Below are 14399 nucleotides of genomic sequence, written 5' to 3' on the forward strand. Positions count from 1 at the left end.
TCACCGAGGATGGTTGGAAGATTAGATAAAATATTGCCGCGGCATTATACAGAGCATATAGGATTGTCTCCAGCGTTTTTTATAAAAAGCCTTGCGTACTGCCCTTTGCCCGGTAGTATGGAAAGATTAACCCACTGCTTTGAAACTTGATCTTTCTCACATGCCACAGACTCCTTCTAGCGCCATTTTTACCGTCAGCCGTCTCAATCAGACGGTTAAACAACTGCTGGAAGGCGAGATGGGCCATATCTGGCTCAACGGCGAAATCTCCAACTTTTCCCAGCCGTCATCCGGCCATTGGTACTTCACGCTGAAAGACGAGCGCGCCCAAGTGCGCTGCGCCATGTTCCGTGGCAGCAACCGTCGCGTGACGTTCCGACCACAGAACGGCCAGCAGGTGCTCATCCGCGCCATGATTACGTTGTACGAACCGCGAGGCGACTACCAACTGCTGGCGGACAGCATGCAGCCTGCTGGCGACGGTCTGTTGCAGCAGCAGTTCGAACAGTTGAAGCAACGTCTGTTCGGCGAAGGGTTGTTTGACCAGCAGTTCAAACAGCCGCTGCCGAAACCGGCCAAGCGTGTAGGCGTCATCACATCGGCGAGCGGCGCCGCGCTGCATGACATTTTACAGGTGCTGCAACGTCGCGATCCGTCGCTGCCGGTCATCATCTATCCGACCTCCGTACAAGGCGCAGACGCGCCGCCGCAAATCATCCGCGCCATCGAACTGGCTAACCTGCGCGATGAGTGCGATGTCTTGATCGTCGGCCGCGGCGGCGGCTCACTCGAAGATCTGTGGAGTTTCAACGACGAACGCGTCGCCAGAGCGATTTTCGCCAGCCGCATCCCCATCGTCAGCGCCGTCGGCCATGAAACGGACGTTACCATCTCCGATTTCGTCGCGGACTTACGCGCCCCGACGCCTTCCGCCGCCGCGGAACTGGTCAGCCGTAACCAGCAGGAGCTGTTGCGACAGGTGACAACCCAGCGCCAACGGCTGGAAATGGCGATGGATTACTATCTGGCGCAGCGCCAGAGCCTGTTCACTCGGCTGCATCATCGCCTGCAACAACAGCATCCCCAACTGCGGCTGGCGCGCCAGCAAAACCGGCTGATCCGGTTGCGTCAGCGACTGGACGACGCCGTACAGCTCAGACTGCGCCAAATCTCGCGCAGACAGGAATACCTCCAGCAACGCTTGCTGCAACAGCCGCCGCAGCCAAGAATCCATCGCGCGCAGCAACACCTTCAGCAGCTGCACTACCGGCTACAACACGCACTCGACAAACAGATCGGTCAGAACAAACAGCGCTTCGGCGAGGCCTGCTCTCACCTGCAAGCCGTCAGCCCGCTGGCCACGCTGGGTCGAGGCTACAGCGTCACCACGACCTCATCGGGCGAGGTGTTGAAAAAAGCGGGCCAGATCGCCGCCGGGGACACCCTCAGCACGCGGCTGCAAGATGGGTGGGTTGAAAGCCAGGTGACCGCTATTCATTCGGCCGATGACGCCTGAAATCACTCTTCGTCTGAAAATGATTTCCTGAACTATACTTATCGCTCCTTTACTGGTTATCTACGTTATGGACGTCCGCTCATACCGAGAGATATGCATCCATGTGGAGATGATGTATGAAAGCGATTCATAGCATAGTACCCCCGTATATCCTTCATCGTATCGTCAGCAATGGTTCTGACGAAGAGCGACGCCTCGCTCAGCAAACGCTGATGCATGTACAGTCGCTGATGGTCTCCGCCCAGACGCGTCCTCCCGAGCACGACCCACTCCCCGGCGGACAGATCCACCGCCATATTCATGATGCGCAACATCAGCAAACGCTGCCGGGCACGCTTGTTCGCGAGGAAGGCCAGGCCGCCACGGGCGATATCGCCACGGATGAAGCCTATGAGTATCTGGGCGCCACCTACGACTTCTTCTGGCAGGTTTTCGGCCGCAATTCTTTGGACAACGCCGGGCTGCCCTTACTGGGCTCCGTTCATTTCGGTCAGGATTATCAGAATGCTTTCTGGAATGGGCAGCAAATGGTCTTTGGCGACGGCGATGGCAAGATTTTCAACCGCTTCACCACCGCTATCGACATTATCGCCCATGAGCTGACGCACGGCGTCACCGAGAGCGAAGCGAATCTTCTCTATACGCGCCAGTCCGGCGCATTAAACGAATCGCTGTCCGATGTGTTCGGCGCCATGGTGAAGCAGTTTTATCTTAAACAAACGGCTCAGGAAGCGGACTGGATCGTCGGCGCGGGCCTCCTGACCGAGGAGATCGATGGCAAGGGCCTACGCTCCCTGTCTCGCCCGGGAACGGCCTATGACGACCCGCTGCTAGGTACGGATCCGCAACCTGCTCATATGCGTGATTACATCAACACCCGTGAAGATAACGGCGGCGTACATCTCAATTCTGGTATACCCAGCCGCGCCTTTTATCTGGCAGCGACCGATCTTGGCGGGTATGCATGGGAGAAAGCGGGTGTCATCTGGTATGACGTTTTATGTGACAAATCGCTGCCGCAGAACGCCGACTTTTCACTGTTTGCTCAATATACCGTGAATCATGCGGAACAGCGTTTTAGTACGGCGGTAGCGGATACCGTGCTGCACGCCTGGCATCGGGTGGGCGTGGATACGGGGATCCCGAATGAGTATGAACGCACTGCCCCGCTTGACTGACGACGCCATTATCGAACTGGCGCGGGAAGGCGGCATCGCCTGGATACCCCAATTATCCGGGCCGAGATGGGTGGTATTAGCCAAACTGCCTGAGGAAGAACGTCAACGCATCTGTGCGGTACTGCGCAGCGTGTTGCCTTCAGCGGAGTCCGACGATCTGACCGATCCCCCCGGCCGGGGCGATCAGTTTTACTACCGCATTCATATTCTCCGGAGTGAGTCAGACCGCAGCGACGCATCCCTTCAAGAGTGGCGGATTCCCGAACGGAATGCGCCGGAACTGGATGCTCTGTGGCGGAACGCACAGCCAGCGCCGTGATGTCTGCGGCGACGGCTCAATCCGACGTATCGGTCAAAACCGGTTGGTAGCGGAATAACACGCGTTTTTTTGAAATCAAACCGTGTTTCTGCGTGCAAAAATAGTCCACCGCGCCGCAGGCTTTAAGCACCTGCAACGACTGCCCACAGTCTGGGCATAACGCCTCACGGCGATAATCCTGTCGACACTCATCGCAGCTAAAACGCTCATCGCTGCGCCCTTGCATTTCGTGCTGGCACTGCGGACATCGCGGCGTCATGCCGTTCTCCTTTTCCATCGTCGTGTGGCCTCACTTATCACTGGCGTTCCCGCAATAAAAACGGGGCAGAAAATAGTCTGCCCCGCCGGTCCAATCTGGCACTTCAATTCGGCTTATTTGCCTTTTTTGATGTGCTGCATCAGACGTTTACGTTTACGCAGCTGGTTCGGCGTCAGGGTATTTCGCTTGTTCGCAAACGGGTTTTCCCCTTCTTTGAACTGAATGCGGATCGGCGTTCCCATCACCTCCAACGAACGACGGAAGTAGTTCATCAGATAACGTTTATAAGAATCCGCCAGATCTTTGACCTGGTTGCCGTGGATCACGACGATAGGCGGGTTATAACCCCCGGCGTGCGCATATTTCAGCTTCACCCGACGCCCACGCACCAGCGGCGGCTGATGGTCGTCGACGGCCATGCGCATGATACGCGTCAGCAGCGAAGTACTCACACGACGAGTCGAGCAGGTGTAGGCCTCAGTAATCGACTCAAACAGGTTACCGACGCCGCTGCCATGCAGTGCGGAGATGAAGTGAATACGGGCAAAATCAATGAAGCCCAGACGCAGATCCAACGTCTCTTTTACCTGCTCTCTCACATCCTGAGAAAGGCCATCCCACTTGTTCACCACGATCACCAGCGAGCGACCGCTGTTCAGGATAAAGCCCAGCAGAGACAAATCCTGATCGGAGATCCCTTCGCGAGCATCGATCACCAGCAGCACCACGTTGGCGTCTTCAATCGCCTGCAACGTTTTGATGACGGAAAACTTCTCGACGGTTTCCGTGATCTTGCCGCGTTTACGCACACCGGCAGTATCGATCAGGATATATTCGCGCTCGTCACGCTCCATCGGAATGTAGATGCTGTCGCGCGTCGTACCAGGCATGTCGTAAACCACAACGCGATCTTCGCCCAGAATACGGTTGGTCAGCGTCGACTTACCGACGTTAGGACGACCCACGATAGCCAGTTTGATCGGCAAAGATTCCGGATCGAAGTTATCTTCAACCTCGGCTTCCTCTTCGGCTTCAGTTTCAATGGCCAACTGCTCCGCCCAATAGGCGGCGTTGGCTTCTTCTTCCGTCAGCTCCTTCGGCTCTTCGCCCTGATTTTCCGCAAACGGCAGCAGCACTTTTTCCAGCAGGCCGGTGACGCCACGGCCATGCGATGCCGCGATCGGGTAGACTTCGCCGAGGCCCAGCGAATAGAAGTCCGCCGTGCCGGTATCCACATCGATCCCATCGATTTTGTTGGCGACCAGGAACGTGGATTTTTGGCGGTTGCGCAGATGCTGGGCAATGCCCAAATCCGCTGGCATCAACCCATCACGGGCATCGACCATGAACAGCACGATATCCGCTTCTTCAATCGCAAGCAGAGACTGGTCCGCCATCCGTGTTTCCACGCCTTCTTCACTACCGTCAATACCGCCTGTATCGATGATAATGAACTCGTTTCCTTCCACCTCGGCACGACCATACTTGCGGTCACGCGTCAGCCCAGGAAAATCCGCCACCAATGCGTCACGAGTACGCGTTAAGCGGTTAAACAGCGTGGATTTCCCCACATTCGGGCGCCCGACCAGCGCGACGACAGGTATCATTGTTACAACCTCATTGCTTATATTTCAATTCGTTACAGCAAGCTTAGCTGGCTGATCATAAAAGACGAAACGGCTCCTGATAGCGTCAGGAGCCGTTCGACAGGTCAAAGGCCATTCTGGCGCCTTCGCCCGGAGTAAAACACGTGTACTAGCGCGTAAAGGCGTAAACCTCGCCGCCTTTAGCCTGAATCAACAGCTTATCGCTGGCCACCACAGGGTTGCTCAGGAAGCCGGAGCTATCCACTTTCTGCTGAGAGACGAAACGGCCATCGGTCGTATTAACCCAATGCATGTACCCTTCCTCGTCACCCACCACCAGGTAACCATTATACAGTGCCGGAGCCGTCAGATTACGGTGCAACAGCTCGCTCTGGCGCCAGATGCTCACGCCGCCGCTGGTGTTCAGGGCCACGATGCGATCATCCTGATCGACCAGATAGATACGGTCGCCGTCAACAATGAAGTCGTTCACCGAGCCCAGTTCGCGTTTCCACAAAATCTGACCGGAGCGCAGGTCCAACGCCGTCAGGTTGCCATGGTAACCCAGCGCATACACCACTTCGCCGACGATGACCGGCGTGGTATCGACGTCGTTCAGGCGGTCGATTTCGGTAGCGCCGCTCGGCTGGGAAATACGTTGCTGCCAAATCAGCTGGCCCTGGTTGATCAGCACGGCGCTGACGCGTCCGTTGTCGCCGCCAACGATAGCCGCGCCAAATGCAGTCGCTGGCGCAGACTCGCCGCGCACCGACAATGCCGGCATATCCAGGTTCACCGTCCACTTAACAGCGCCGTCAGCTTCGTTCAGCGCCTGCAGCATACCATTGCTGGTGTGCACCAGCACTACGCCATCGCTGATAACCGGATGAGAAGTGACTTCCCCGGCGACCGGCGTCTCCCAGACCTGAGAGCCGTCGTCTGCATTCAAAGCGAACATCTTCGCTCTTTCACTGCCGACGTAAACGTGATTTCCGGCAACCGATACGCCGCCGGACAACAGTGCCGGACGGTTCGCCGACAGCAGGCCCGTTTTCTCAGACAGGTCGGCCTTCCATTTTTCTTCGCCGTTGCTCAAATCCAGCGCTTTAACCGTACCGCGACGGTCGGCGGCATAAACACGGCTGTCTTGCCAGGCCGGACGCAGATTGGAATAGAAATCACCGATACCGCTGCCGATTGAACGACTCCAGACTTTCGTCGGCGTGAACTGGTTCTCTACCTGCGGCAGAGGGGACATTTTAACAACGTCTTCTTCACGGTCGAATAGCGAACAGCCGCTCAGCAGGGCAGTTGAAACCAGTCCTACCAAAAGTGTTTTACGCAATTGCATGGAATTCCTCTTAGCTGGACAGGTTGTTCAGTTTCATTCGTAACAGGGCCTGCAGCCCCTGAGGAGGCTGAGACTCGATGCCTTTTTCATACGCACTACGCGCACCCTGATTATCACCTTTGCTGACCAGAACGTCGCCGCGAACGTCTGCAACCATAGCGGCCCAGCCTTCGGTTTTAATGGCATCCAGCGTTTTTAGCGCGTCATCCGCTTTTTTCTGCGCAAGCTGCACACGCGCCAGACGCAGGTTGATCAGCGATTGCAGATCGGCGTTATTGCTTTGAGAAAGCGCTTGAGTCAGCTGCTGCTCTGCTTTGGCGAAGTCTTTCAGCTCAGCATAGTGAGCCGCCAGCTCCATAGAAGCGAGCGCGCCGTAGTTGTTCTTGTTGGCGGCAGCAAACGCTTCCACCGCCGTGGTGCCCTTACCTGCCGTCAGCGTTTCACTGGCCTGCTGATAGGCCGATGACGTTACCATCGCGCTATTGTCCTGATGGCTCTGCCAGAAGCGCCAACCGACCAGCGCCCCTATTCCCAGGACCACGCCGACAGCCAGCGCCTTGCCGTTTTCTCTTAGGAAACGTCGCAGCGCATCAACCTGTTCATTCTCTGTGGTATAGACTTCCACGGTGTCTTTCTCCTCAATCCAGTAGCGTCGTCAGCCGGGCTGCAACGTCAGCCTGCGCCAGAGTTTCTTGTTCACCGCTGGACAAGTTTTTCACCACTGCCTGTCCTGCCGCGACTTCATTTTCGCCTAGCACCAGCGCGACACGCGCCCCGCTTTTATCCGCACGAGCAAACTGCTTTTTAAAGTTGCCGCCGCCGAAGTTGGTCATCAGCTTCAACCCAGGCAGCGCATCACGCAGCGATTCCGCCAGCAGCATAGCCGCACTCTGCGTTCCCGCACCGGAAGAAATGACGTAAACGTCCACGCCCGGTAGCGCTTTGTACTCTGGATTGACCGTCTGAACCAGCAGTACCAAACGCTCTAAGCCCATCGCGAAACCGACCGCAGGCGTGCTGGAGCCGCCCAGCTGTTCCACCATGCCATCGTAACGTCCACCGCCGCACACAGTGCCCTGTGAACCGAGGCTGGTAGTCACCCATTCGAAGACGGTGCGGTTATAATAATCCAGCCCACGAACCAGGCGCGGATTAACCTTATATGGGATGCTCGCCTGCGTTAAAAGTTCACACAGGCCGTCAAAATGCTCGCGCGACTCATCATCGAGGTAATCCGTCAGGACCGGCGCATCGTTCAGCAGCGTCTGCACATCGCGATTTTTGGAATCCAGTACGCGCAGCGGGTTAGTGTACATACGACGTTTGCAGTCTTCGTCCAGAACATCCTGATGCTGTTCCAGAAACGCAATCAGCGCCTCTCGGTAGCGCGCGCGCGCTTCCAGCGAGCCGATAGAGTTTAGTTCCAGCGTAACGTGTTCGGCGATGCCCAGCTCTCGCCACCAGCGCGCCGTCATCATGATCATTTCAGCATCGATATCCGGGCCTTTCAGACCGAAAACTTCACAACCGAGCTGATGGAACTGACGATAGCGGCCTTTCTGCGGACGTTCGTGACGGAACATCGGCCCTGAGTACCACAGACGCTGTTCCTGATTGTAAAGGATGCCGTGCTCAATGCCTGCGCGGACGCAGCTTGCCGTGTTCTCAGGGCGCAGCGTCAGGCTATCGCCGTTACGGTCCTCGAACGTGTACATTTCTTTTTCTACGACGTCGGTGACTTCACCGATAGCGCGCTTGAACAGAGAAGTCTGCTCAACGATAGGCGTGCGAATTTCGCTATAGCCATAGCTGGCAAGGACCTGTTTCAGGCTGCCTTCAATACGTTGCCATAAAGCCGTATCGGCCGGCAGGTAGTCGTTCATGCCTCGGATGGCTTGGATATTTTTTGCCACGTCAGTTCTCTAATCCGTTTTCTCGAAAATAGGCCCGATTATAGGGGGAACGGCACTGCGGCATCAATGCGCGGCCGTCGCCGTCGGGTTGGGAAGCTGTCGACAGGGCGGCATCTCGTGCGATGCCGCCACAGTCATTACTTATCGACCACGTTGATGGTGATGCGGTTACTCTCGTTCAACATCGCCGCTTTGGCGCGGATCTTCGATTCCAGCTGGTCGATCATCTGTTCGTTGTCGAAACGCTCACGCTGGCGAACGCCGTCTTCATAAAAACCGCTTTTCTTGTTGCCGCCGGTCACGCCCAGCGTCGAGACCAGCGCTTCGCCCGGTCCGTTAACCACGCAGCCGATAATCGATACGTCCATCGGCGTGATGATATCTTCCAACCGCTGTTCCAGCGCGTTAACGGTGCCAATCACGTCGAACTCCTGACGCGAGCAAGTCGGGCAGGCAATGAAGTTGATGCCACGCGCGCGAATACGCAGCGACTTCAAAATATCAAAACCGACTTTCACTTCTTCGACCGGGTCGGCCGCCAGCGAGATGCGCAGCGTATCGCCAATCCCTTCGGAGAGCAGCAGGCCCAGACCGATGGCGGACTTCACCGACCCACTCCGTGCGCCGCCGGCTTCGGTGATACCGAGATGCAGCGGCTGATCGATGCGGGAGGCCAGCAGACGGTAGGACTGGACGGCCAGAAAGACGTCGGAGGCCTTCACGCTGACTTTGAACTGGTCGAAGTTGAGCCGATCGAGAATGTCTACGTGACGCATAGCGGATTCCAGCAGCGCTTCCGGCGTTGGCTCGCCGTATTTTTCCTGCAGATCCTTTTCCAGTGAACCGGCGTTCACGCCGATACGAATCGGAATGTTGTTGTCCCGTGCGCAGTCCACGACAGAGCGAATGCGCTCTTCGTTGCCAATATTACCCGGGTTGATGCGTAAGCAATCCACGCCGTATTCAGCGACTTTCAGCGCGATGCGGTAGTCAAAGTGAATATCCGCCACCAGCGGCACATTCACCTGTTGTTTGATCAGCTTGAATGCCTCAGCAGCATCCATCGTGGGGACGGAAACGCGAACGATGTCGACGCCCACGCGCTCCAACGCTTTGATTTGATTTACCGTTGCTTCAACATTCGTTGTACGGGTGTTCGTCATCGACTGCACCGCGATAGGCGCACCGTCACCGACGGGCACCTTACCAACGTAAATGCGCTTTGATTTGCGACGGGTTATGGGTGCGGGGTTATTCACAACTTCACCTCCAAAATGCCGCTACCGGCCGGAAAATTACTGGCCGGCCAGCGTTAAACGTGCAACCTGATTGCTTTTGACGTACTGACTCAAATCCACCGGTTTACCCTGATACTGAATACGCACAGCAGCAGGCGCGCCGATTTTGAGTCGATAAGGAGGTTGTCCGCTCAGATTCAGCGAACCGCCGTTGCGTTGCATACCGCTGAACAGTTTTTTGCCGGTGCTATCCACCACTTCCAGCCAGCAGTCCGCAGAGAACGACATGGCTAATGCGTTAGACGCTGGCGCGGAAGGCGCCAGCGTCTCAACGGCAGGGGCCGCCGGAGAGGATGGCGCGGGAGAAGGTTGCGCCGGGGATGCCGTCTGCGCGGGAGCAGGCGTGGCAGGGGCCACAGGCGCAGGCGCATTACTCGCTGGCGTGGACGCTACCGAGGAAGCGTCGGCAGGCGGCGTCACCTCGGGAGTGGTCGCCCCCGTGGCGCTATCGTCCGGCACAACCGGGTCCGGTTCGCCGTTGCCTAAATCCAGCGGTTGTCCATCTTGCGAAGTCTGCGTAGCGTTCGCATGATCGACCATGGAATTGATTTCCTGCTGCTGCGCCTGATGATTCTGCCACCACCAGGCGACCGTCAACCCCAATACCCCCAGCAAAATAAGCCAGGTAAAGGTCATCAGCCAGCCGTCGCGCTTTTTACGACTTTTGCCCAGCGCGAGATGCTGCATAGGGGATACGTTGGAGGTACGACTCGGCACCACGTGTTTTTCCAGCATCGGCAGCAGCTCATCTTCGGGCAGATGCACCAGCTTGGCATAAGAACGGATATATCCACGCAGGAATGTCGGCGCAAGGCCAGCAGGCGTGTTGTCTTCTTCAATCTCACGAACGGTGGAGACTTTAAGGCACAACCTTTCCGCGACGACTTGCTGCGACAACCCTAAGCTTTCACGCGCCTGACGCAGTCGTTCCCCAGGAGTGGCTATGGGTGATGCTGTTTTATCTTGATTGGCTTCAGTATTCATTAGCTAAGAACTGCTGGTACTGTTTAGATTGTGGAAAACTTCGCGCCAACATCGCACCGTAACGCATCGCGTTATCGGTATCCCCCGCCAGCGCGGCGAAACGAATCTGTAGCCATAAACTTTCGGCACTCGCCGGAAATTTCGGCTGATAAATATTCAAGAGCACCCGCGTTTGTTCTGTATGACCGGCATGCATACGATGCTCGGCTTCCGCGAGTAGGCGTCGACCTTTACGAGGGTCGTAGTTCAGCGCCCGACGAAGTCGTTGCTCCGCCTCATCAAACTGCCCTGCGTCTAGAAAACAATAACCGGCGTTTTCCAGAGCATCGGCAACCTGCGGATAATTTGCGAGCTGCGTTGCGCGGCTAAACTGTTGTTGCGCCGTTACATACTGCCCTAAACCACACAGAAACGCACCGTAATTATTCATTACGCTCCCGTTCGAAGGGCTCTGTCGCAACAACTGCTGATAACGTTTTTCAGCCGCTGCATATTCACCAATTTGCTGTTCGTATAGCGCCATACCCAATTGGGTACGGTAGTCATCTGGGGCTGCTTTCACGGCGCTGAGCAGGTTGCTGTGCGCGACGTCAAACTGTCCGCGCTCCAGATAGGCCAACCCCAGTTGCAAACGCGTCTGCGCCTGCGGCGAGAGTGAGTCTGTTTCTGCGGTGCTCACGCACCCGCCGATCATCACGCATAACACGGCCAAAGCGCGCCGCCACCTTCCCTGTCGCCGTGAATTCATCGCTGACTATCCTTAGCCATTGTCTCTCGCCGAGGGCGGCGGACACAGTTATAGGAGTCCGCTGTCACCACAGCATAGTATGATAAGCCACTGAAATGTATTTATCATCAGTCCGGCCCTCTCGAGCCGACCACGATCATACACTCTTAACGGCTATCGTATCCTTGACCATTTTTTTCTTCATCGTGCGTTTGGTTCGGTCAACGACTTCCCCGGCCAACTGTCCACAGGCCGCATCAATGTCGTCGCCGCGTGTTTTACGAACGATGGTGGTAAAGCCATATTCCATCAATACCTTGGAGAAGCGGTCAACACGGCTGTTGGAACTACGCCCATACGGCGCGCCCGGGAAGGGGTTCCACGGGATCAGGTTGATCTTGCACGGCGTATCTTTCAGGCATTCCGCCAATTCATGGGCGTGTTCCGTACCGTCGTTGATGTGATCCAACATGACGTATTCGATGGTGACACGTCCCTGATTGGCGTTGGATTTATCCAGATAACGCCGCACTGCCGACAAAAAAGTTTCGATATTATATTTTTTGTTGATCGGCATGATTTCGTTACGAATTTCATCGTTCGGCGCGTGCAGGGAAATGGCCAGTGCGACGTCGATCATATCGCCGAGCTTATCCAGTGCAGGCACGACGCCTGAAGTAGATAACGTCACACGCCGTTTAGACAAACCGAAGCCGAAATCGTCCAGCATAATTTCCATCGCTGGCACCACGTTGGTCAGGTTCAGCAGCGGTTCACCCATGCCCATCATGACAACGTTAGTGATAGGACGCTGACCGGTGACTTTAGCCGCGCCGATAATTTTCGCCGCGCGCCATACCTGACCGATGATTTCAGAAACACGCAGGTTACGGTTAAACCCTTGCTGCGCCGTCGAGCAAAACTTGCACTCCAACGCACAACCCACCTGAGAAGACACGCACAGCGTCGCGCGTTCCTCTTCCGGGATGTAGACCGTTTCCACACGCTGGCCGTCGACCAATATAGCCCACTTGATCGTGCCATCAGAAGAGCGCTGCTCATCGACCACGACAGGCGCGCGAATTTCAGCGATCTCCTGCAATTTGGTGCGTAACACCTTATTGATGTCGGTCATTTCGTTGAAATCATCACAGCAGTAGTGATAGATCCATTTCATGACCTGATCGGCACGGAACGGCTTTTCCCCCATAGAGGCGAAAAAGGCGCGCATTTGCTGGCGGTTAAGATCCAGCAGGTTGATTTTTTCAGTGCCCGTCGGCTTAACGGCAATAGCGTCAGACTCGGTGGCGATCGGGGATACGGTTTGCTCAGACATATTGACTCATGGCCTCGTTGTTACACGTTATGGCTCGAAAGAAGTGATAAAGGATAAAGAAACGCCCCGGCCAAGCGCCTGCTCGTTCCGGGGCGCGGCATTGTACAAAGTTTAATACAGAGGTGCCAGCGCCACTCCGCTTTTAATTCTTTGCCTCAGCTCAACGGGTGCGTGCACACACCTCGTCCGCACTGAAGAAATAGGCGATTTCGCGTTCGGCTGACGCCAAAGAGTCAGAACCGTGCACCGCATTTTCAGTCATGCTGTCTGCATAGTCCGCTCGTAGCGTTCCCGCCAGCGCATTATCAGGATTCGTCGCACCCATCAGGTCACGGTGACGCTGAACGGCATTTTCGCCCTCCAAAACCTGAACCAGAATGGGGCCGGAAGTCATGAATGTCACCAGACCGTCAAAGAAAGGTTTGCCCTGATGCTCAGCGTAAAAGCCTTCGGCCTGTTCGCGAGTCAAATGAAGCATTTTGGCAGCAACAATGTTGAAGCCTGCGCTTTCAAAGCGGTTGTAGATAGCGCCAATCACATTCTTGGCGACCGCATTGGGCTTAATGATAGAAAAAGTACGTTCTACCGTCATAGTGACCTCGTTTGATAACTGTCTGATAACTGCCGGTTAATAAATTATGATCCCGGCACCGTAAAGTGGCGCAGATTATAGGGTTGCACCTCCATCTTGCCTACGGTCAAATAACATTTTTTTAAAATAACGTTATCTTATCGTCCTTTTCTTATCATTATAACGCTGAATCTCTGTCTGACACCCCCTCTCTGTCCGACCTGCGGGGCGGATGGCAAACAAATTCGCGCGTTTCACCTGTTTCATCCCAGTGTTCCGGTAACGCTCGCATTCCTGAAATAGAGTGCGCCTAAACGGGCGTTATCGGCAGGATTGCGCTTGTCCGCTGCTGAAAAATCGCTGACAATTCAATCCTCATCTTATTCCGGGCTGCGTTGACGGCCCGCTCGGGAGGTCTCATGTCTGTATCCAGTTCCGACATCTTTGTCACCGCCACCTGGCTGAATTCGCATCTGAACGACGCTGATATCACGCTGCTTGATGCGCGGATGCTGCCACCTGGCGACACCACGCGGGATATTAAGGCCGAATATGAGGCCGAACACCTGCCGGGGGCGGCTTTTTTCGATATCGAAACGCTGTCAGACGCGACGTCGCCTCTACCGCATATGATGCCGGACAGTGCGTCCTTCGCTCAGACGATAGGAGCGCTAGGCGTCAGCGAAGGACAACACTGCATCATTTATGACGAAGGCAATCTGTTTTCCGCCCCTCGCGCCTGGTGGATGCTGAGAACCTTCGGCGTGACAAAGGTTTCTATTCTGGCTGGCGGCCTGGCCGAATGGAAACACCAGCAACTTCCCCTGGAGCAAGGAAACAACGGTCATCCGACAAGAACCTTCAAGGCTCGACTGGACGCCGGAGTGATCTGTCAGGCCGAAGTCGTGCTGGCCATCACCCACGATCATTCCGCACAAATCGTCGATGCCCGTCCGGCGCTGCGTTTCGCGGGTGAAGTGGATGAACCCCGTCCGGGACTACGTCGTGGCCATATCCCCGGCAGCGTTAACGTGCCATGGAATGAGCTGGTGGCAAACGGCGCGCTGAAAGCCCCAGAAGAGCTGGCCGCGGTGTTCAAGCAAAAGGGAATAGATATCCAGCGTCCCATCGTCGCCAGCTGTGGCTCCGGTGTGACAGCAGCTGTGGTCGTATTAGCGCTGTATGTGCTGAATGCCCCTCAAGTCAAACTGTACGACGGTTCCTGGGGGGAATGGGGAAGTCGAGATGACCTGCCCGTTGAAACAGGGGTAACTCGCTGACGCTTACCGATTTGCCATTGACACAATCTCAGTAAAAACGGCCACATCATGTGGCCGTCACGGAATCCGTCATGACTGATG

The 14399-nt window shown here is 55.9% G+C and carries 14 protein-coding genes; 4 read left to right on the forward strand and 10 right to left on the reverse strand.

The features are described from left to right. Window positions 1-160: 160 nt before the first annotated feature. The 3 genes from xseA to CKQ53_RS17790 all read left to right on the forward strand — a co-directional run bounded on the left by xseA (window position 161) and on the right by CKQ53_RS17790 (window position 3013). Window positions 161-1516: an exodeoxyribonuclease VII large subunit gene (xseA, locus tag CKQ53_RS17780; protein ID WP_085653577.1), complete on the forward strand. Its 1356-nt coding sequence runs from the start codon at window positions 161-163 to the stop codon at window positions 1514-1516. 116 nt (window positions 1517-1632) lie between these two features. Next, window positions 1633-2694: a M4 family metallopeptidase gene (locus CKQ53_RS17785; RefSeq protein ID WP_085653576.1), complete on the forward strand. Its 1062-nt coding sequence runs from the start codon at window positions 1633-1635 to the stop codon at window positions 2692-2694. After that, complete coding sequence (locus CKQ53_RS17790; protein WP_338040081.1) at window positions 2663-3013, forward strand: protealysin inhibitor emfourin; 351 nt, start codon at window positions 2663-2665, stop codon at window positions 3011-3013. The genes CKQ53_RS17785 and CKQ53_RS17790 overlap by 32 nt, the downstream gene beginning before the upstream one ends. A 16-nt stretch (window positions 3014-3029) precedes the next feature. Here CKQ53_RS17790 and CKQ53_RS17795 read toward each other — a convergent pair whose 3' ends face one another. The 10 genes from CKQ53_RS17795 to ndk all read right to left on the reverse strand — a co-directional run bounded on the left by CKQ53_RS17795 (window position 3030) and on the right by ndk (window position 13059). After that, on the reverse strand, window positions 3030-3272 hold the full coding sequence (locus CKQ53_RS17795; protein ID WP_094118776.1) for a zinc ribbon domain-containing protein: 243 nt from the start codon (window positions 3270-3272) through the stop codon (window positions 3030-3032). A 113-nt stretch (window positions 3273-3385) separates the two neighbouring features. Then, on the reverse strand, window positions 3386-4879 hold the full coding sequence (gene der, locus CKQ53_RS17800) for a ribosome biogenesis GTPase Der (RefSeq protein WP_085653573.1): 1494 nt from the start codon (window positions 4877-4879) through the stop codon (window positions 3386-3388). A 148-nt stretch (window positions 4880-5027) separates the two neighbouring features. Then, window positions 5028-6209 carry an outer membrane protein assembly factor BamB gene (gene bamB / locus CKQ53_RS17805; RefSeq protein WP_094118775.1) on the reverse strand — a complete coding sequence of 394 codons (1182 nt, stop codon included), beginning with the start codon at window positions 6207-6209 and terminating at the stop codon, window positions 5028-5030. A 10-nt stretch (window positions 6210-6219) separates the two neighbouring features. Further along, window positions 6220-6834, reverse strand: a complete 615-nt coding sequence (locus tag CKQ53_RS17810) for a YfgM family protein (RefSeq protein WP_094118774.1) — start codon at window positions 6832-6834, stop codon at window positions 6220-6222. A 13-nt stretch (window positions 6835-6847) separates the two neighbouring features. Further along, on the reverse strand, window positions 6848-8122 hold the full coding sequence (gene hisS, locus CKQ53_RS17815; RefSeq protein WP_085653570.1) for a histidine--tRNA ligase: 1275 nt from the start codon (window positions 8120-8122) through the stop codon (window positions 6848-6850). Window positions 8123-8259: 137 nt separating this feature from the next. Continuing rightward, entirely contained in the window at window positions 8260-9381 is a 1122-nt protein-coding gene (ispG, locus tag CKQ53_RS17820; protein ID WP_085653569.1) for a flavodoxin-dependent (E)-4-hydroxy-3-methylbut-2-enyl-diphosphate synthase, read from the reverse strand. A 36-nt stretch (window positions 9382-9417) separates the two neighbouring features. Beyond that, a complete protein-coding gene (gene rodZ / locus CKQ53_RS17825) occupies window positions 9418-10404 on the reverse strand; it encodes a cytoskeleton protein RodZ (protein WP_094118773.1) in 987 nt (328 codons plus the stop codon). Further along, complete coding sequence (pilW, locus tag CKQ53_RS17830) at window positions 10394-11152, reverse strand: type IV pilus biogenesis/stability protein PilW (protein WP_118895259.1); 759 nt, start codon at window positions 11150-11152, stop codon at window positions 10394-10396. Before pilW ends, rodZ begins: the two co-directional genes overlap by 11 nt. A gap of 136 nt (window positions 11153-11288) precedes the next feature. Continuing rightward, window positions 11289-12467: a dual-specificity RNA methyltransferase RlmN gene (gene rlmN, locus CKQ53_RS17835; RefSeq protein ID WP_085653566.1), complete on the reverse strand. Its 1179-nt coding sequence runs from the start codon at window positions 12465-12467 to the stop codon at window positions 11289-11291. A 160-nt stretch (window positions 12468-12627) separates the two neighbouring features. Continuing rightward, window positions 12628-13059: a nucleoside-diphosphate kinase gene (gene ndk, locus CKQ53_RS17840; RefSeq protein ID WP_085653565.1), complete on the reverse strand. Its 432-nt coding sequence runs from the start codon at window positions 13057-13059 to the stop codon at window positions 12628-12630. Window positions 13060-13457: 398 nt separating this feature from the next. Between ndk and sseA the strand changes: the two genes are divergently transcribed. After that, complete coding sequence (gene sseA / locus CKQ53_RS17845; protein ID WP_118895261.1) at window positions 13458-14318, forward strand: 3-mercaptopyruvate sulfurtransferase; 861 nt, start codon at window positions 13458-13460, stop codon at window positions 14316-14318. The last annotated feature ends 81 nt before the right edge of the window (window positions 14319-14399 follow it).

Origin of the sequence: Lonsdalea britannica (genome assembly GCF_003515985.1) — a bacterium.
In the GTDB taxonomy this organism is placed as follows: domain Bacteria; phylum Pseudomonadota; class Gammaproteobacteria; order Enterobacterales; family Enterobacteriaceae; genus Lonsdalea; species Lonsdalea britannica.

What these genes read in the sequence shown, in the direction of transcription:
- pilW (WP_118895259.1), bottom strand. Translation starts at nt 11,152, where the DNA reads ATGAATTCACGGCGACAGGGAAGGTGGCGGCGCGCTTTGGCCGTGTTA.
- xseA (WP_085653577.1), top strand. Translation starts at nt 161, where the DNA reads ATGCCACAGACTCCTTCTAGCGCCATTTTTACCGTCAGCCGTCTCAAT.
- bamB (WP_094118775.1), bottom strand. Translation starts at nt 6,209, where the DNA reads ATGCAATTGCGTAAAACACTTTTGGTAGGACTGGTTTCAACTGCCCTG.
- CKQ53_RS17795 (WP_094118776.1), bottom strand. Translation starts at nt 3,272, where the DNA reads ATGACGCCGCGATGTCCGCAGTGCCAGCACGAAATGCAAGGGCGCAGC.
- rlmN (WP_085653566.1), bottom strand. Translation starts at nt 12,467, where the DNA reads ATGTCTGAGCAAACCGTATCCCCGATCGCCACCGAGTCTGACGCTATT.
- rodZ (WP_094118773.1), bottom strand. Translation starts at nt 10,404, where the DNA reads ATGAATACTGAAGCCAATCAAGATAAAACAGCATCACCCATAGCCACT.
- sseA (WP_118895261.1), top strand. Translation starts at nt 13,458, where the DNA reads ATGTCTGTATCCAGTTCCGACATCTTTGTCACCGCCACCTGGCTGAAT.
- CKQ53_RS17785 (WP_085653576.1), top strand. Translation starts at nt 1,633, where the DNA reads ATGAAAGCGATTCATAGCATAGTACCCCCGTATATCCTTCATCGTATC.
- ndk (WP_085653565.1), bottom strand. Translation starts at nt 13,059, where the DNA reads ATGACGGTAGAACGTACTTTTTCTATCATTAAGCCCAATGCGGTCGCC.
- der (WP_085653573.1), bottom strand. Translation starts at nt 4,879, where the DNA reads ATGATACCTGTCGTCGCGCTGGTCGGGCGCCCGAATGTGGGGAAATCC.
- CKQ53_RS17790 (WP_338040081.1), top strand. Translation starts at nt 2,663, where the DNA reads ATGAGTATGAACGCACTGCCCCGCTTGACTGACGACGCCATTATCGAA.